This window comes from Marinagarivorans algicola (assembly GCF_001292705.1).
GTDB classification, from domain to species: Bacteria; Pseudomonadota; Gammaproteobacteria; order Pseudomonadales; family Cellvibrionaceae; genus Marinagarivorans; species Marinagarivorans algicola.
On the sequence record NZ_LGAK01000001.1, the window covers coordinates 147501 to 166272 of the forward strand.

17 protein-coding genes are annotated in these 18772 nt (G+C 44.4%); 13 read left to right on the forward strand and 4 right to left on the reverse strand.

All coding sequences use genetic code 11. The annotated features are described in order from the left end of the window. The first annotated feature begins 72 nt into the window (after positions 1-72). From gspL to AC438_RS00685, 13 genes are all read left to right on the forward strand, one after another. Positions 73-1302, forward strand: coding sequence for a type II secretion system protein GspL (gspL, locus tag AC438_RS00625; RefSeq protein WP_053979333.1), 1230 nt, complete (start codon positions 73-75; stop codon positions 1300-1302). Positions 1303-1304: 2 nt separating this feature from the next. Next, positions 1305-1781 carry a type II secretion system protein GspM gene (gene gspM / locus AC438_RS00630; protein ID WP_053979334.1) on the forward strand — a complete coding sequence of 159 codons (477 nt, stop codon included), beginning with the start codon at positions 1305-1307 and terminating at the stop codon, positions 1779-1781. Between the two features lie 3 nt (positions 1782-1784). Beyond that, a complete protein-coding gene (gene gspN / locus AC438_RS00635) occupies positions 1785-2549 on the forward strand; it encodes a type II secretion system protein N (protein ID WP_053979335.1) in 765 nt (254 codons plus the stop codon). Positions 2550-2572: 23 nt separating this feature from the next. Further along, positions 2573-3670 carry an FAD:protein FMN transferase gene (locus AC438_RS00640; protein WP_238376288.1) on the forward strand — a complete coding sequence of 366 codons (1098 nt, stop codon included), beginning with the start codon at positions 2573-2575 and terminating at the stop codon, positions 3668-3670. Between the two features lie 234 nt (positions 3671-3904). Next, complete coding sequence (locus AC438_RS00645; protein ID WP_053979337.1) at positions 3905-4534, forward strand: hypothetical protein; 630 nt, start codon at positions 3905-3907, stop codon at positions 4532-4534. Beyond that, complete coding sequence (locus tag AC438_RS00650) at positions 4531-6369, forward strand: tetratricopeptide repeat protein (RefSeq protein ID WP_053979338.1); 1839 nt, start codon at positions 4531-4533, stop codon at positions 6367-6369. The genes AC438_RS00645 and AC438_RS00650 overlap by 4 nt, the downstream gene beginning before the upstream one ends. Next, positions 6369-9296: a tetratricopeptide repeat protein gene (locus AC438_RS00655; RefSeq protein WP_053979339.1), complete on the forward strand. Its 2928-nt coding sequence runs from the start codon at positions 6369-6371 to the stop codon at positions 9294-9296. Before AC438_RS00650 ends, AC438_RS00655 begins: the two co-directional genes overlap by 1 nt. Beyond that, positions 9286-10053, forward strand: coding sequence for a tetratricopeptide repeat protein (locus tag AC438_RS00660; protein ID WP_156316950.1), 768 nt, complete (start codon positions 9286-9288; stop codon positions 10051-10053). The genes AC438_RS00655 and AC438_RS00660 overlap by 11 nt, the downstream gene beginning before the upstream one ends. Beyond that, the gene (locus tag AC438_RS00665) at positions 10031-10345 is read left to right on the forward strand and encodes a hypothetical protein (protein ID WP_053979341.1); all 315 of its coding nucleotides are present in this window, start codon (positions 10031-10033) and stop codon (positions 10343-10345) included. Before AC438_RS00660 ends, AC438_RS00665 begins: the two co-directional genes overlap by 23 nt. 134 nt (positions 10346-10479) lie before the next feature. Further along, entirely contained in the window at positions 10480-11172 is a 693-nt protein-coding gene (locus AC438_RS00670) for a MotA/TolQ/ExbB proton channel family protein (protein ID WP_053979342.1), read from the forward strand. 17 nt (positions 11173-11189) lie between these two features. After that, the gene (locus AC438_RS00675; protein ID WP_053979343.1) at positions 11190-11735 is read left to right on the forward strand and encodes an ExbD/TolR family protein; all 546 of its coding nucleotides are present in this window, start codon (positions 11190-11192) and stop codon (positions 11733-11735) included. Beyond that, positions 11732-12250 carry an ExbD/TolR family protein gene (locus AC438_RS00680; RefSeq protein WP_172676750.1) on the forward strand — a complete coding sequence of 173 codons (519 nt, stop codon included), beginning with the start codon at positions 11732-11734 and terminating at the stop codon, positions 12248-12250. Before AC438_RS00675 ends, AC438_RS00680 begins: the two co-directional genes overlap by 4 nt. Positions 12251-12252: 2 nt before the next feature. Beyond that, on the forward strand, positions 12253-13248 hold the full coding sequence (locus AC438_RS00685) for an AgmX/PglI C-terminal domain-containing protein (protein WP_053979344.1): 996 nt from the start codon (positions 12253-12255) through the stop codon (positions 13246-13248). A 312-nt stretch (positions 13249-13560) separates the two neighbouring features. Here AC438_RS00685 and sucD read toward each other — a convergent pair whose 3' ends face one another. The 4 genes from sucD to odhB all read right to left on the reverse strand — a co-directional run bounded on the left by sucD (position 13561) and on the right by odhB (position 18728). Continuing rightward, entirely contained in the window at positions 13561-14433 is an 873-nt protein-coding gene (gene sucD / locus AC438_RS00690) for a succinate--CoA ligase subunit alpha (RefSeq protein ID WP_053979345.1), read from the reverse strand. A gap of 2 nt (positions 14434-14435) precedes the next feature. Continuing rightward, entirely contained in the window at positions 14436-15602 is a 1167-nt protein-coding gene (gene sucC, locus AC438_RS00695; RefSeq protein ID WP_053979346.1) for an ADP-forming succinate--CoA ligase subunit beta, read from the reverse strand. A gap of 347 nt (positions 15603-15949) precedes the next feature. Beyond that, the gene (gene lpdA, locus AC438_RS00700; RefSeq protein WP_053979347.1) at positions 15950-17404 is read right to left on the reverse strand and encodes a dihydrolipoyl dehydrogenase; all 1455 of its coding nucleotides are present in this window, start codon (positions 17402-17404) and stop codon (positions 15950-15952) included. A gap of 121 nt (positions 17405-17525) precedes the next feature. Next, positions 17526-18728, reverse strand: a complete 1203-nt coding sequence (gene odhB / locus AC438_RS00705) for a 2-oxoglutarate dehydrogenase complex dihydrolipoyllysine-residue succinyltransferase (RefSeq protein ID WP_053979348.1) — start codon at positions 18726-18728, stop codon at positions 17526-17528. Positions 18729-18772 lie beyond the last annotated feature (44 nt).

Below are 18772 nucleotides of genomic sequence, written 5' to 3' on the forward strand. Positions count from 1 at the left end.
GAAAATATTGGGCTATTTTAGCCGAACATAATAACAGCAGCTTTGGTTGCAAAATATAAGATAGGTGATGCAGTGGCAGAACGAATTCTGGTGCGCAAAATAGAACCCGGGCTTTGGCAGTGGCGTGTTGTAACGAGCCAAAATCAATGGCTTAGCGAGTCATTTTATACCGGCGATATCAATTTATTGGCAGAGTCTGTAGCGGGTAAAGCCTGTTGGTTATTACTTGATGGTCGTACGGTGTCTTCTCAGGTTGTTGATGTAGGGGTTAAAGACCGAAAGTTACTCAGTAAACTGGTGCCCTTTGAGGTTGAAGAGACGGTTGTGACACCTGTTGATGAACTTATTTTTGCCTATGGCCCGCTTGAAGACGGCCTAGTGAGTACGCAATATGTAAAAGAAGACAGTGTTGCCGAGCTGATTGCCGAGCTAGAAGAGCTGGGCGCGGAAGTACAAAGTGTTGGATGTGATTATGCCGAACTTGATGAGGGTGAGGGCTGGGTCTTTTTATTAGAAGATAAAACGTTTTTTGCCAAAATAGGTTCGCATCAAGGGTTTAGTTGCGAAGCGACAGTGGCACAGTTATTTATTCAGGCCTTATGTACCGAAGCTGACAAAAATGAAAATATTGTTCAGCCAGCAGCTTTACACTTGGTGGCCGAAACCGAAGAAGCCTTAGTGACTTTACGTAATTGGCTACCCAAAAACTTAGAAGTCTCTGAGACTTTAAGTATTTACGAACAGGAAGGTGGTTTTTGGGATGCCGTCGCTTTACGTATTAAGCCTGTCATGGAGTTTCGATCAGGTAATTTAGCCCGTAAGTTACCTTTTGGTGTGTGGTGGAATGATTGGAAAATACCAGCCATCGCTGCTTCTATTGCCTTTATAGTTGCTCTTGGTACGACTTGGGGGGAATTTCAGCAGGCTAAAAAAGAATCCATGCAGCTATTTTCTGATCGCGATGCGGTTTTTAGGCAGGTAGTTTCGTCAGGGTCAATTACCGATCCTGTTAGGCAGTTAAGAGCTAAATTACAAAAACAAACATCAACAGAGCCTTCAAATGTTGTATTTCTTGTGTCTAAGGTGGCACCTGAAATTCGCAAGAATAAGAATTTAAACATGACCAGCTTCCGCTACACTCAAAACAATGGAGCACTACAATTTAGTGTTGAGGCTAAGGATTTTGCCATGTTAGAAGCTTTGCGTGGTGATATCAGTAAAACAGGATTGGCAGCAGAAATTAGAAACTCCAAGGTTTCTGGCGATATACATCAAGCACAAATTCGAGTGACGGAGAGCTAACAATGAATGAGTTTAAAAACTGGTTCTTACAAAACTCACCTCGCGAGCAATTATTACTGGGTATAGGTGTTATCGCATTAGTATTAACAGTGCTGTATGCGGGGCTGCTGCTACCTTTAACAAAAGCCCGCGACAAACAAGTGATCAATAATCGTGCGGTACTATCGCAGCAAGTCGAAGTGCGAGAGCTCGCAGCTAGGGTTTTAGGTCAAGAACTTTCCGGCGGTGGCAGTCAGAGAAGTTTGGCGCAAGTGACCAATACTACACTGCGTAATCATGGCCTTAAAATGGAAGACTTTCAGCCTACAGGTAATAATAATGTACGTGTTAGGTTGGCTAAGGTTGAATTTAATAAAGTGATGGCTTGGCTGAATGATCTTGAAAATAAAGAAGGGGTTCAAGTGAAAGAGGTTTCTGTAACGGCGGACGACGTGAAAGGGTTACTCAGTACAGTTACGGTCAAGTTAAACAGGAATTAATGCATGCCTCAATTTATTACACGCTTGCTTAAAATACTCATTATTTTAGGTTTATTCATTTACTTGGTATCTGCAATAGTTGTGAGGGTACCGGCGACATTAGTTACCTCAAATTTAGCAAAAGCATTACCACAGCTACAATTAGCTGTGGTAAGCGGCACGGCTTGGGTCGGTAAATCGGGTGATGCGAGCATCGAAGTACAAGGTCAAGCGATTCGCCTAGGTATTTTACGTTGGAAATTTCAGCCACTTAAATTGCTGGCACTCAAAATATGCGTGGATCTCGAAAGTGAAGTCTTTAGTGGTAATGCATGCCGTACGCTCACAGGCCGAAATCAAGTGTATAAGTTTCAGGCAGAGCTACCTGCAAGTCTAGCTAATCATTTTAATCGTGAAGTGCAGTTTGCAGGTATGGCAAGCCTCAATATTTTGCGAGGCGAAGTGACAGATAAGGGTTTTGTCAAAACATTAGAGGGAAGTGTCAGTTGGCGTGGTGCACGTGTTAATGTGCAGAATATGTGGTTTACCTTAGGTGACTTTGCCGCTGATGTTATCAATGCAGGGGATGGCAGTATTAAAGCGACTGTGTTTGATTTAGCGGGTCCATTTGGCGTTAAGCTTGATGCGGTCGCAGGTATCAATACCGCACCCTCGGCACAGGGCACTATTTTACCGAAAAGCAATGCGCAAGACGAGATCAAAGATGTCTTAGGTTTATTTGCAGTGCCGCAAGAAAACGGCGCGTTTGCTGTTAAGTACCCATTGTAATGATCGAGCAGTAGGTGTTTTTTGTGCCTGAATTTAAAAAAGCTAAAGTTTTATACTTTGGCTTTTTCTTTTTAGTTGGTGTGTGTTTTTGTGCGCGTACGCAGGCTCAATGGCTTTATGATAGCCAAGCAATTATGGGTACAAAAGTTTCGGTGAGTGTGTGGGCGGATAATACTGAAAAGGGTGAGGCGGCCATCGATGGCGTACTAGCGATTATGCGAGGGGTTGAGCAGCGCTTATCGCCTTATATTCCAAGCTCCGAACTGTCTATTCTGAACGCTAACGCAGCAATAAGACCCGTTGTGTTATCGGACGAGATGCGTTTACTGTATGAGCGTTCGCAGCGTGTTTTTGGGATAAGTGAAGGAGCGTTTGATATTACCTTTGCCTCGATTGGCCAGCATTATGATTATCGCGAAAAGGTATTACCGAGCGATCAGCAGGTCACACACTTGTTACCTGCACTCAGTACCCGTCATCTCGCTTTTGATCCGAGTAAGCAAACATTGCAGTTTTTACATCCCGACGTTGCAATTGATTTGGGCGGCGTTGCTAAAGGCTATGCTGTCGACTTAGCCATTGATTATTTAAAAAAGCAGGGTATTAAACATGCTTATGTAGGAGCCGGTGGCGATAGTCGTGTCCTAGGTGATAGACGAGGTAAGCCTTGGATTATCGGTATTAAAAACCCAAGACTTGCAAATGCATATAGCAAAAATACCTCCCCCCCAAACGACACTAACAAAAGCGATACACAAAGCTATAATCACAAGAGCAACCCTAAAGATCAAACGCCGAGCTTTGTTATTCGCTTGCCTTTAGTTGATACAGCCATTAGTACATCAGGTGACTACGAGCGATTTTTTATTGATGGTGCGACCGGTCAGCGTATCCATCATATTCTAAATCCTCAAACAGGCCGCAGTGCTACAGGTGTTATGAGTGTGACCGTCTTAGGGGATACAGGCTTAGGTACCGATCCATTATCGACAGCAGTGTTTGTGATGGGCGTCAAGCGAGGGCTTAAACTGATTAATCAGTTACCCAATTATGATGCGATCATTATTGATAGCGCTGGCCAAGTGCACTATAGCAATGGTTTAATGCCGCCAGCTCCATAGCCACTGTATAAAGCAGTCAATTTGCTACAACAAATTAGCAGCGTGTGAGGTAATTGGCAAAGCGACTTAGGCTGCCTTGAAACTTATAAATGTTGTGGGAATATACTCAAATACGGGTGTTTCCACATGCAAAAACTGGCGCACTCCTTGCTGTGCGATGAGCTTTACCCATAAGCTTGTACAAAGAGACGCGTAAATCACCTAGTTTATAGACCGTTAAAACGGGAGACTCCCTTGTTAAATACCGTTAATAGTAAAAGCGCTATTTTACTGGCTACATGGTTATATATCTGTAGCATGCCAGTTATCGCTCAAGATCTGCCTGAACAGGCACAAGCTCAAGCCGATCAAGGCGCTCTAAACATTGAATTGCGTGTAGAAGATAACACTCAATTTATTGAGCGCAACGAAAATGCTACACCATTAAGTGAGCAAGTTGAGTCCTTAAAAAGGGCTGCGCTAGAGCTTAACCGTGATTTACTCTTGCTAGAAGAAGATTTATTGTTTCCTGCGAATACACAAGTGGCAGTATATGTTTCGCTAGATGTGGGAGAATACTTTGCCATGGATGCCGTTAAACTCACCATTGATGGTGAGTTGGTGGCAAGCCATTTGTATACACAAAAACAAAATAGTGCCTTAGTCCGTGGCGGTATTCAGCGGTTATATTTAGGGAATCTTAAAACGGGACAGCATGAAATCACGGCTTTTTTTCATGGGATTGGTCCTCAAAACCGTGAGTATAAGCGCGGTGCTAGCTATACGCTAACGAAAGATCAAAAGCCCACCATGTTAGAAATCAAAGTGCGTGACTCCTCTCGTAATATGCAGCCTACGTTTGAATTTAAAGAGTGGCACCTATGATCAATCGGCTTGTCTGGCTGGTTTTTTTAGGGTGCCTCAGCGTGGGTACTCAGGCTAAAAAACCGCCTTTATCGGCTGTGGCTGATTTACGCTATGGGGTTGCTTTATATCATTTTTATCAAAACCAGCATTTTCAAGCACTCAGTGACTTGTTGGTAGCCGAAAAAAAAGGTGGTATCCAAGGCCATGGTGACAACCCCGAAATTATGCTGGGTGGCTTTTATTTAGCTTATGGGCTAGATCGCACAGCCAGCGATATATTCGAGCGCTTATTGGATGTCAATCGGCCACAAAAAACGCGTGATGCGGCGTGGTTTTATTTGGCCAAAATTCGTTATCTACGCGATGATATTGAGGGTGTCAAAGATGCCTTGGCACGTATTAGTGATAAACCACAAGCCTCAATCGCTCATGAATTACAAGCGTTAATGATTAACCTTGCCATCAAAGATGGTGAGCTTGATAAAGCGAGTCGCTTAATTGCAAAAGTTGATGATAACGAAGCTCTAGCGCCTTATTTATATTTTAATATGGCAGCGGCTTATGCTCGAGCTCAAGATTATCCGTTAGCAATTAGTTATTATGAAAAGTTGGCTAAAATTCCACAGCGCGAAGAAGAATATTTAGCTCTCTACGATAAGGCGATGACTGCTGCGGGTTATGCGTACTTCTTTAATAAACAGCATGACCAGGCCATTGAGCAATTCAAGCGTGTGCGCTTAGATAGTCCCATGTCTGGGCGAGCGTTATTGGGTTATGGTTGGGCGAGTGTCGATGATGGTGAGTATCGCAGTGCTTTGGCGCCATGGCAGCTATTAGCACAAGATCCTTTAATTGATGAAAACACGCAAGAGGCGCTAGTGGCGATTCCCTATGCCTACGAGCAAATGGGCCTTGCCAAAGTCGCTTTAGATAAATATCGCGATGCTGAAGCCAGTTTTGAATCTGAAATTGTTACCTTAGATACCTTTGTTAACGACCTCAATAGCGAAGCCATGCTGGATGCTCTTAAAATCGACCCGTCAGAGGACATCAACTGGTTTAACTACGCACAAAAAAATAAACTGGCGCCACAACTGAGTTATTTGACTGCATTATTTGCACGCAATGAGTTTCAAGGCTTGGTCCAAGAGCTTCGTGATTTGCTCGTATTACAGCGCAAGCTCACCGTATGGCAAGGTCGCATGCAGTTTTATTTAGATATGCTTGATGAGCGAGAGGCCAATCGATTACTGGAGATGAATGTGATTGCCCAGCAAGAAGCCTTCGAAAATTTAAATAAAATGCAAAGTGATCGTCGAAGCTTATTAGCCATTTTACATCGATTTGATCAAACCGATGATTTTTTATCGATGCTACAAGGTAAAGAGCGCGAGCGTCTAGCGCGTATTAAACAAGCGGAAGGTAACTTGCTAATGCTGTTAGATGCTGGTCATGATATGGCGCTAGAGCGCGAAAAACTAGCGCGCTTACGGGGCTTGCTATTATGGAATGCGGGTGAGCTTTTTGCGGAGCGAATATGGCGTGGGCGAAAAACGCTCGAAGAATTAAGTCAGCGTATTGATGGTGCTGTTGAGGCTCAGGTACGTATTCAAACCATTGTAGATGAAGGCTTTGATTTGGCACCGTATCGTACGCAAATTAACGAGGCTAAGCAGCGTATTACTCGCCAACAAGCCAATCTTAAAGTGGCCATAGAAGAAGCACAAAGTATACTCCGCACTGAGGTTATCGCGGCATTAGCCCAGCAGCGTAGTCGCTTGCAGTATTACCTAGCGCAAAGTCGTTTAGCAATTGCGCGCATCTCCGACGAAGCTGACGGAGAGCGTTACTGATGAGCACATTTTTGACTCTGCTGATGGCGCCTTTTGAGCGTATCGCCTTTGCCCGTATTTTTTTACGTTGTATAACGGCACTGTTATATGTATCGTTAACTGCGTGTAGTTTTTTTAGTCAAGATATTTCTGACCTTGGTCCGACCTTAGCGGATTTACCGGACCCAGTAATACCCGAACAACTCGAACCTGTTGCGGTGGTTTCGCGCGATGAGGTTGAAGCGATGTACCTTTCGGCTTTAGCCGTTGCCGAAGACATTGAAGTGCGTCAAAAAATTAAAATTCGCTTGGCCGATATCGCGATGGCACGAGGTGAAGATTTACAAATCGCTAGTGATACCGGTGGGCAATTTTTTGATCAAACGATTTCAATGTACGATCAACTCATTCAATTACAGCAAGCGCAAAAAGGTGAGGTTGATGAGCGTCTATTATATCGAGTATCCAAAGCCTATGCCTTAGACGCAAGGATGGATGAGTCCGACGCTGCGCTTGAGAAATTAATTGCCCAAAATCCTAATTCTTCGTTTGCCGCAGAGGCCCAATTTAGGCGTGCAGAACAAGCTTTTAGTTATCAAGATTACTCGGCGGCTTACACATTGTACGGTGCTGTTGTTGATATCGGTGATCAAACGCCTTTTTATTTAAATGCTTTATATATGCAAGGCTGGGCTTTATTCAAACAAGATCAATATCTGGCATCGCTGAACCCTTTTCACTTAGTGATGGATAAAATATTACCTACAAACAGCAATCCAGAGTCATTGAGCAAGTCACAACAAAGTTTGGTGGCCGATACCTTAAAAGTACTGGGCTTTGCTTATTCCTATATTGACGGCCCGGCAAGTATTGCAACGTTTACAAAAACTCATGGCGAACGAGATTATACGCATTTAATTTACCGCCAATTAGGTGGACTCTATGTTGAGAATAAACGTTATTACGATGCAGCCAATACCTATGAAGCTTTTATTCAAGAATATCCCAACAGTGATTTCAATCCGGAATTTGCCGATACAGCTATTGCGGTTTATTTAAAGGGCGGTTTTGACAAAGAAATATTACCGGCCAAAGAAACCTATATTCAACGCTTTGGCTTGGCGAGTCTTTACTGGCAAGAGCGCACACCCGCACAGCGTGAACGTTACAGTGCCACACTAGAGTCTTATTTAGATGAAGTGTCTAGTTATTATCACGCACAAGCACAAACATTAGTGGCCGCGCAAACACAGTATGCGAACAAACAGCTGAAAAAACAGCCTGCCTCACCTGTGCCCTCATTTGTGAAAGCGGCAGGCTATTATGATGAAATGTTACGCAGCTTTCCCAATCACCCTCGTGTCCCTGAGCTGACTTTTTTAATGGCCGAGGCCCTACATGATGCTGGTGCTTTAACACGCGCGGTTGTTGCGTATGAGCAAGTCGCGTATGAATATTTAGACCCACAGCGTGGTGCATCAGCGGGTTATGCCGCTATCTTAACGCTTGATCAATTATTAGAAGCCGAGCAGGCAGTTAATGATTCAGCGGGTAATGAAGCAGCCAGCAGCGCACTGAACCAGTTAAAGCTACAGCGCATTAATAGCGCCATTAGCTTTGCCGATTATTATCCTGCCGACGAACGCGCGGTGGCAGTACTGACTAATGCTGCTGAGCGTTTATATAGCGACGGCAACAAAGAGCAAGCGATTGTCATCGCAACGCGGCTAACGCAGTGGCAGCCCCAACAGGCGCCAGCATTGCAAAAAACAGCTTGGCTAGTACTGGCGCATAGTCTCTATGAATTAGAGCGATTTTCCGAGGCAGAGGCGTCATACCGTACAGCCTTGGCGCTATTATCCGATGGCGATAAGGATCGTGCGCCTGTCACTGACCGTATTGCGGCAAGTATGTACAAACAAGCCGAGCAAAATATAGCCGATAATCAATTGCCCGAAGCGGTTGATCGTTTACTCAGCATTGCTTCAGTCGCGCCGGATTCTACGATTAGTGTTAATGCACAATATGATGCTGCAAATCATTTAATGACACTCAAAGATTGGTCACGCGCTGAAAAAGTGTTGCTGGACTTTCAACGCCAGTACCCAGAGCATGAATTACATAAAACAATCACCCCCAAATTAGCCGTACTGTATCAAGAAACTGAGCAATGGGGAAAAGCAGCAGCGCAATTAGAGAGCATGTCGAGTAGTGAGTCTGACCCAGAGACACGCCGTAGCGCCTTGTACTTATCGGCAGAGCTTTACCGTAAGTCGGGTAGTCAAGCATTCGCTGAAAAAACATATCGCGCTTATATCAAGCGCTATCCCGTACCGTTTGATTTAGCGCTTGAAGCACGCGTGCAGTTATTAGAAATGGCAAAAACACATGGTACCCTCCGCAAGCAAGAGGCGCTTATGCAAGAGCTAATTACCGTCGATGCCAAAGCCGGTGGTGCACGGACAACAAGGTCTACTTATTTAGCCGCGCAATCCCAAACGTATTTTGCCGGTAAAGACCTTGCCCAATTTGAGAGTATTCGCTTGCGAGCACCGATTAAAAAAACGCTTAAAGCCAAGCGCAAGGCGATGGATAAAGCGCTAAAAAGTTATAAAACGGTTATTGACTATGGTGTTGCCGAGTTTGCCACACAGGCGAATCATCGCATTGGTGAAGTTTACGCTAATCTTTATGATAATTTATTAAACTCTGAAAGACCCAAAGGGCTCGATGAGTTAACCATGGAGCAATATGAAATCATGTTGGAAGAGCAAGCCTATCCATTTAAGGGTAAGGCCGTTGACATGCTAACAATTAATGCCGAGCGCTCATGGGATGGCTTTTATGATGAATGGGTAAAAGAAAGCTTTAGTGCTTTGGCTAAGCTGTTACCTGCGCGTTATGGTAAAGAAGAAACAGTCATAGAGGTGAGTCGCGGTGTTCGTTAATCAATACATGGCGTTTAGTAAAGGCCTTGTAGGCGCAGGTCTACTGTTGGCCCTTGTTTGTATTTGTGTGAGCGGCTGTGCTGTTAGCCCTAAAAATGATACCGAGCAGATGTCTGAGGTTGTTTTGGATGAGACAACAGGCGAGCCGATTTTAGTGTTGATTCCCGATCCCTACTTACTGTCAAATACCGAGGTTTCTGCCGATGTGAGTGCCAAATTTCAACAAGGTATTGCCTTAATCGAAGCCCAAAAATGGTCCCAAGCACAAATACACTTTGAGCAATTAACACAGCAAGTACCGACATTTTCGGGGCCTTGGGTGAATTTGGGTTTAAGCCTTTGGCGTCAAGATTTCTATGAACCTGCAGAACACGCATTTGAGCAAGCTATTTTAAAAAATGATAAAAATGGTGACGCTTACAACCTGTATGCCGTCATGATGCGCGAACAAGGTGATTTTAAAAAAGCAGAGACGCTTTATAAACAAGCGATTGCAGTGTGGCCACATAATGTGATCAGTCATCGTAATTTAGGCGTGCTGTACGACATGTACATGGGGCGCTTTGATGAAGCTTACTATCACTTTGAGCAGTGCGCAAAAATCATGGCAACACCCGATAAAAAACTACGCGGCTGGATGGTCGATATCAAGCGCAGGCAGGCTAAAATGGCGAAGAAGCAAAAACAATCAGGTGCAACAGCTCCTGCCGAATCCACTGAGCAAGGTGCGGCAAATGAGTCATCAAATGCAATCTAAAATCAGCCTTATGTTACTGACAGTAATGTTTTCTTCGAGCGCTGTGTACGGGGCCGATGTTGTTAATCTCAGTACAACCATTAAAGGCAATCAAGAGCACCCCAGTGTGAGTTATATCGTACCTTGGCAGCAAGCAGCTGATGAGGGAAAGCTGACGATGTCTTTTAATACACGTACGCGCTTAGGTGATGTGTTTAATCATGTAGAGCGTGCTGAGCATCGGCGACAAGTCGATTTTTTAACCGACATGAAGAAACAATTGCAAGCCCGTAAGCTGCCTCTGAATGAATAGCCCGGCTACAAAAAAGCACGACATACATCGTAGCTCAATACATAACCCATTGACTAATATGACATAAATTATATTAGTTAGCATTACAGTAACCTTTAAGACTAAATAATTAGTTCACTCTGCGGAGATATAGCATGTTAGATACAGCAATTGGCTTTTTTCAAAACGGCGGCCCCTTTATGTACCCGATTGGTTTGGTATTGGTCGTAGGTTTGGCAGTTGCCATTGAGCGCTGGGTTTTTTTGAGCGTAGCCAAAACCTCAAACCGTCGTGCGTTTGACCGAATTTTACCCTTACTGCGTAAAAAAGATTACAACGGTGTAGTCGAGGTGTCTCGCAGTTCGCAAGCACCAGTAGGTCGCATTATTGCTTCTGGCTTGGCGCGTATGCAGCAAACGCCCCGTCGTGAAGAGATTGAATATGCGATGGAAGAGGGTGTTATGGAAGCAGTACCGCGCTTAGAAAAGCGCACCGCTTACATTGCGACGCTAGCCAATATTGCAACATTGCTGGGGTTACTCGGTACCATTATGGGCTTGATTGCCGCGTTTACAGCGGTGGCCGAAGCCGACCCTTCAGAAAAAGCCACTTTATTATCGCAAAGTATTTCGGTAGCCATGAATACTACAGCCTTTGGTTTGATGGCTGCTATTCCTTTACTACTCCTGCATACCTCTATTCAACATAAAACTAACGAAATCATCGATAGTTTAGAGATGGCGGGTGTGAAGTGCTTGAATATCTTGTCGGCTAACACGTTATCGTCGGGTACTAAATCCTCTGCTGCTAAACCCGCGGCACCTAAACCACAAGCTCCTACTCAGTAATTGGGCGAATTGTTATTATGAGAATCAGACGCAGAGCAAAAGAAGAAGCTGATTTAGACATCACTTCTTTTATGAATCTGATGATCATCCTTGTGCCCGTTTTATTGATGAGCATGGTGTTTTCGCACATCACTGTTCTCGATTTAAAGCTCCCTGATTTAGCGCCTAACAGCACTAATGAAAATCCGGAGCCAAATGATGCATTAGAGGTGGTTATCTACACCGATAAACTTGTGATTAATTATCCTGCGGGAGTTACTGTTAAAAGTATTAATAATATTGATAGCAGCCACGATTTCAAAATGCTGTCGACGTATTTACAGGAAATTAAAAGGCGCCTTGCGCTTAAAGGAAAAGAAAAGCGCGATATTTTTATTTTGTCACAGGCAGACACGGATTATCAAACAATTGTTACGACAATGGATACTGTACGCTCTTATGATGCCGTGGTGGCAGCGTCCGTTGTTGAGGCTGAGTTGTTCCCTGAAATATCATTAGGTGATGCACCGGCACTCGGTGCTGAGAACCCGAATACTGAACTAGCACCAGAGGTGACACAATGAAACAGTCACTTCGTGCACGCAGAATGGCACGCCTACATCGTAGGCACAAAGGACAGCCAAAATTAAACCTAGTTTCACTGATGGATATTTTTACTATTTTAGTCTTCTTTTTGTTGGTTAACTCCTCGGATGTTGAAGTGCTACAAAGTAACAAGGCTATTAAATTACCCGATTCTGTGGCAGAACAAAAACCTGATAATACACTCGTGGTTATGGTGAGCGCACAAGATATTGTCATTTCTGGTCGCTCAATTATGACGGTCGAGGCGGCACTGTCGGGTGACGATGATGAGATTGCATTACTCAAAAAAGAGCTAGAATATTTAGCGTCGCGTAAGCCCTTCGCTAATGACTCTGAGGCTAAAAAAGGCCGCGATATTACAATTATGGGTGACAGTAGTATTCCTTATACATTACTTAAGCGAATCATGACAACCTGCGCACAAACGGATTATCGCAACATCTCTTTGGCTGTAAGTAAGATTTCTAGTTCCCCTGATCATGAGGCGCCGTGAGCATGACTAAACTCATTTTAGCGCCTAATTTGGTGTTACCCTGGTCCAGTGAGGCGGAAGATAGCAAGCGCTACTGGAAGACTTTTTTTAGCCTCTTTATTCCGTTTGTGATTCTAGGCTATGTAGTGGCAAGTATAGAGCTGCCCGAAAAAACACGTGAAGAGCGGGCTAAATTACCACCGCAACTGGCGCGTGTTGTTCTAGAAAAAAAAGAGCTACCCAAACCGCCACCGCCAAAGCCCAAACCTAAGCCCAAGCCAAAAGAAGAACCCAAAGAAAAGCTCAAAGAAGAGCCTAAAAAAATACCTAAAGAGGAGCCTAAGCCGAAAAAGAAAGAAGAGCCTAAACCGGTTCCTAAAAAAGCACCAGATCCTGAAAAACTTAAAAAAGCGCAAGAAACGGCGCAAAGAAGCGGTGTATTGCAATTCGCTGATGATTTAAGTGCAATGCGTGAATCACTGGATGTGAGTGATATAAAAACGCAACAGGTGACAAGAGCGCAAGGGATAGCGGCCACTGCCAATCGTAAATTGATTGATAGTGGGGCTCAAACCATGAGTGGCGGTGTGAATAATGCAGCGTTGAGTACTGATACGGGTGGTCAAGCGCTATCGGGCCGAGAAACAACTGCGGTGGATAGCAAGTTGGCTGAGGCCAGTAAGCGCGTGGATGAGCAAATTAGTGAAAGCGCCGTAGGCCGCGAGAAAACATCGCGTAATAAAGCGTCAATGGGGCAGGTGATGGATGCGCATAAAGGGGCTATTCATAGCCTGCATCAACGTGCATTGGATGAAGATCCTACGCTGGAAGGTAAGGTGGTCTTTGAACTGATCATTGAACCTAATGGTGTCGTATCATCGGTTAAAATTGTATCGAGTGATTTAGACGACAAGAGGCTTGAGCGTAAAATCAAAGCCCGTTTGCGTGCCATCAACTTTGGTACTGCCGATGTATTGCAAACCACATTGCGTTACACCTTTGACTTTTTGCCTTACTAAGATTCACACTCAATATACCAAACCCCATGAGGGGTTTGGTACTTCGGTGCTGCTACATTGAGAGTTGATTTTAGAGGCGCTTGTTGAGATGGGTTTGAATACGTATCGGCGGACTTGTTTCAAGGAATGAATGTGTTTATTAAGTGAGTCTGTTAATAAGAGTCGAGTGTTTTGATAGGATCTCTGCGGCTGGCTTGTACATACAATGCTTGTTCAAATAAGGCGGCATTTTTGATCGACAAATAACCAAAAAAAAGCCCTAACACAGTCATGTGTTAGGGCTTTTTATTCGCATCGTTAAAAGAGAGTGGTTTACCAACCGGTCACTTCTTTAAGCGCTTTACCAATGTCGGCTAAGCTGCGTACGGTTTTAACACCCGCATCTTGTAAGGCTGCAAATTTTTCATCTGCTGTTCCTTTACCGCCAGAAATAATGGCACCAGCATGGCCCATACGCTTACCTGGAGGTGCAGTGACGCCAGCAATATAAGACACAACAGGCTTAGTCACATTGGCTTTAATGTAAGCGGCAGCTTCTTCTTCAGCAGTACCACCAATTTCACCGATCATTACAATCGCTTCAGTTTTATCATCATTTTGGAACATTTCTAAAATGTCGATAAAGTTAGAGCCAGGAATAGGATCGCCACCAATACCCACACAGGTAGATTGACCAAAACCAAAGTCAGTCGTTTGCTTAACGGCTTCGTAAGTTAAAGTCCCTGAGCGAGAAACAATACCCACTTTACCCGGTAAATGAATATGGCCTGGCATGATGCCTATTTTACATTCGCCGGGTGTAATAACACCTGGGCAGTTAGGGCCAATTAAGCGTACGCCAAGCTCGTCACATTTTACTTTTGCATCAAGCATATCGAGGGTAGGAATGCCCTCGGTAATACAAACAATCAGTTTTACGCCGCTATGAGCCGCTTCTAAGATCGAATCTTTACAAAACGGTGCAGGAACATAAATAACACTGGCATCAGCGCCTGTTGCTTCAACCGCTTCGCTCATGGTGTTAAATACAGGTAAACCTAAATGTGTTTGACCCCCTTTACCTGGGGTAACACCACCAACCATTTGAGTGCCATAAGCAATCGCTTGCTCAGAGTGAAAGGTGCCTTGTGAACCAGTAAAACCTTGGCACAATACTTTTGTATCTTTATTAATTAAAACGCTCATAATTAAGCCTCCGCTGCCGCTTTAACGACTTGCTCAGCAGCATCCGTTAAGCTAGTTGCTGCAATAATGTTTAAACCGCTATCGGCAAGAACTTTTGCGCCAAGTTCGGCGTTATTACCTTCTAAACGTACAACGACGGGTACAGTTACGCCCACGTCATTGACGGCACCAATAACACCTTCGGCAATCAAATCACAACGTACAATGCCGCCAAAAATGTTAATTAATACCGCTTTCACGTTATCATCAGATAAGATGATTTTAAAGGCTTCAACAACGCGCTCTTTTGTTGCGCCACCGCCTACATCAAGGAAGTTGGCCGGTTGACCACCGTGCAACTTAACGATGTCCATGGTTCCCATGGCAAGGCCTGCGCCGTTAACCATGCAGCCGATGTTGCCATCGAGAGCAACATAGTTGAGCTCCCATTTAGCGGCACGTGCTTCGCGCTCATCTTCTTGAGAAGGGTCATGCATTTCTTTGATTTTTGGTTGACGGTAGATAGCGTTACTATCGATGTTGATTTTACCGTCTAAGCAATGAAGATTACCTTCTTCGGTGATGACCAAAGGGTTAATCTCGAGCAATGCAAAATCATAGTCTTGGAACATTTTTGCCAAGCCTAAGAAAATTTTGGTGAATTGCTTAACTTGATTGCCTTCTAGGCCCAATTTAAAAGCTAATTCACGGCCTTGGTAAGCTTGTGCGCCAGCAAGAGGGTCGATAATAGCGCGCAAGATTTTTTCTGGTGTTTCTTCGGCAACTTTTTCAATTTCCACGCCACCTTCAGTTGAGGCCATAAAGACAATACGACGAGTCGCACGGTCTACAACGGCACCAAGGTAAAGCTCTTGAGCGATATCAGTACAGGTTTCAACTAAAATACGGCTAACCGGCTGGCCGTTTTCATCAGTTTGGTAAGTGACTAAATTCTTACCTAACCAGTGACGCGAAAATTCTTCAATTTCAGCTTTTGAGCTAACAAGCTTAACGCCGCCGGCTTTACCACGGCCGCCTGCGTGTACTTGTGCTTTAACGACAAATTTATCGCCGCCAATAATATCGGCGGCAGCGGCTGCTTCGCTGGGGGTTTCTGCTGCTACACCATCAGATACGGGTAAACCGTATTCGCGAAAAAGCTGTTTTGCCTGATATTCATGCAAATTCATGACTTAGTTCCACTGTAATTAACGCCTTAATGCGTTGAATGAGTAAACCCAGTAAGGTACTGGGGCCGATCAAAATTGAGCTATGTAAGCGTTATGCTATTGCTTATGCCTTGTCTGAGCCAAGGGCAGCGGTAGCAATAAATAACACCTTTATATTGTGCACAATAACTGTTTATTTAATAGCGTTCTTACAAAGGCATTCACTTAAGACAATATATTAACGACAGCCCCTTAAAGAGAGTCCCTTAGTGAGAGGTTCTCGACGTTATAAACTTAAAAAATGTTCTTGTAAAATACACGATTAAATAACAAGAGACCGCGATAAACGCGGTCTCTTAGAGAGTACTTTATTTACGCTTTTTGCGATTAGGCATGTGAATGGCGTGGCCATGCACGGCAAGCGCTGCTTCGTGTACAGCTTCAGATAAGGTGGGGTGGCCAAAGACCATCATGCCCAAATCTTCGGCGCTAGAGCCAAACTCCATAGCAATAGCAACCTGCTGAACAAGGTCGGCAGCACTAGGGCCCACAATGTGTGCGCCCAAAATACGGTCTGTTTTAGCATGCGCTAAAATTTTCACCATACCGTCTTTTTCATTAGCAGCTAAAGCGCGGCCAATGGCTAAGAAGGGGAATGTACCGACATTGTATTCAATGCCTTCGGCTTTTAATTGCTCTTCAGTTTTACCGACAGAGGCCACTTCAGGGTGTGTGTAAATCACATTAGGAATAATGTCATAGTTCATCACACTCTTTTGCCCAGCAATGCGCTCGGCAACCATAACACCTTCTTCTGAGCCTTTGTGTGCAAGCATGGGGCCACGCACTAAATCACCAATAGCGAATACACCTGGTGCACTCGTTGCGCAAAGGTCGTTAACATAAATCGAGCCACGCTCGTCTAGCTTAACACCGCTATCATCCGCTAATAAATTAGCGGTATAAGGACGGCGGCCCACACAGACAATCAACTTATCAAACGTCTCAGTTTGGCTATTGCCATCTTTATCGGTGTAGGTGACTTCGACTTCTTTATGCTTGCCGTTGGTTTTTATCTCAGAGCCTGTTACACGACAATTTAGACGAATATCGAGACCTTGTTTGGTCAATATTTTTTGAGTTTCTTTAGCGATTTGCTGATCCATGATCGCAAGGAACTTATCCATTGCTTCCAAGCACACCACTTTCGAGCCTACACGATTCCAGACAGAACCTAGCTCTAAACCAATCACGCCAGCACCAATGACACCTAGGCGTTTTGGGACTTCGGTAAACTCTAAAGCGCCTGTTGAATCAACGATAATATCATTGTCAACGGGGGCTACGGGAATATTCACCGGCACAGAGCCTGCGGCTAAAATAATATTATCAGCGTCTAAAATCTCAGTTTTACCGTCAAAGTCGACAAACTCGACTTTACGCCCAGCTAATAATTTGCCTGTACCGTAAAGCGAAGTCACTTTATTTGCCATAAACAAACTGGCAACACCACCGGTTAATTTCTTCACAACATCGTTTTTGCGAGCAATCATAGTGGGGATGTCAATGTTTAACTCTTTCGTTGTAATACCATGAATATCAAAATGATCTTTGGCATCATGATATTTATGTGAGCTATCAAGCAACGCTTTAGAGGGGATGCAGCCGACATTTAGACATGTGCCGCCGTTAACACCTTTACCTTTTGCGTCTTTCCATTTTTCGATGCAAGCGGTTTTTAGGCCTAATTGAGCACAGCGAATAGCTGCAACATAACCTGCAGGACCAGAACCAATAACAATAACGTCGTATTTATCAGACATTGTAAATACCCCAAGTGTGAGTCAGCGAAAGAGCCAGGAATACCCGGGTGTGCATCCCGCCTGGCTCAAACTAAATTTAAAATTGTAGTGCGTTAGATCGAAAAGGTTGAGACCTGAGAGGTTATACCTCTAGTAGCATACGTGCAGGATCTTCAAGCATGTCTTTAATTGCTACCAAGAACTGTACCGCTTCTTTACCATCAATTAAGCGATGGTCATAAGACAGTGCAAGGTACATCATTGGTAAAATTTCAACCTTACCGTCAACAGCCATAGGACGCTCTTGAATTTTATGCATACCTAAAATGGCTGCTTGTGGCGGGTTAAGAATAGGGGTAGACATTAACGAACCAAAAACACCACCGTTAGTGATAGTAAAGGTGCCGCCAGTCATTTCTTCAATACTTAGTTTGCCATCTTTGGCGCGCATACCAAAGTCGCGAATAGTGTTCTCTACATCGGCAATACCCATGTTTTCAGCATTGCGTAATACCGGGACAACTAGGCCTTTAGGTGTTGATACAGCTACGCCAATATCTTGATAGCCATGATAAACAATATCACTGCCATCCATACTTGCATTGACCGCCGGAATACGACGCAAAGCTTCAACAGCGGCTTTCACAAAAAAGCCCATAAAACCTAAACGACTGCCATTGTGTACTTTTTCGAAGTGATCTTTGTATTTCTTGCGTAGATCCATGACCGGCTTCATGTTCACTTCATTAAAGGTAGTGAGCATGGCGCTGTTTTGTGAGGCATCGAGTAAGCGCTCAGCAATGCGTGCACGCAAGCGTGTCATAGGAACGCGTTTTTCAACACGTCCATTGTCGCTAACATTGACAGAAATATTAGTGTTAGAAGTGGTAGGGGCAGCAGGTGCTGATGGCGTAGCGACAGGTGCATTAAGTACATCTTCTTTTGTGATACGGCCATCTTTACCGGTGCCTTTAACGCCCGCTAAATCAACGCCTTTTTCAGCGGCGATTTTTTTAGCGGCTGGGTTGACTAGGCTCTCGGTATTCGAGCTATCGGCACTTGAGTTGTTACCGCTAGCTGCGTCAGCCACAGGTGCTGCTGCACCGGCACCTGCTTCAAAATGGGCAATGACCTCATTGCTGAGTATCACATCACCTTCACCTTTAATGATTTCTGTGAGCGCACCATCGGCAGGGGCAACAACTTCGAGTACAACTTTGTCTGTTTCAATATCTACAATCAGCTCGTCGCGCGTCACGGCTTCGCCTGGTTGTTTGTGCCAAGTGGCGATGCTGCCATCTTGAACAGACTCGGGGAATGTCGGGGCTTTGATTTCTATGGTCATTCCAATATGGTCCTTTGGTTAGGCTCTTTCATATAGCGTTTATT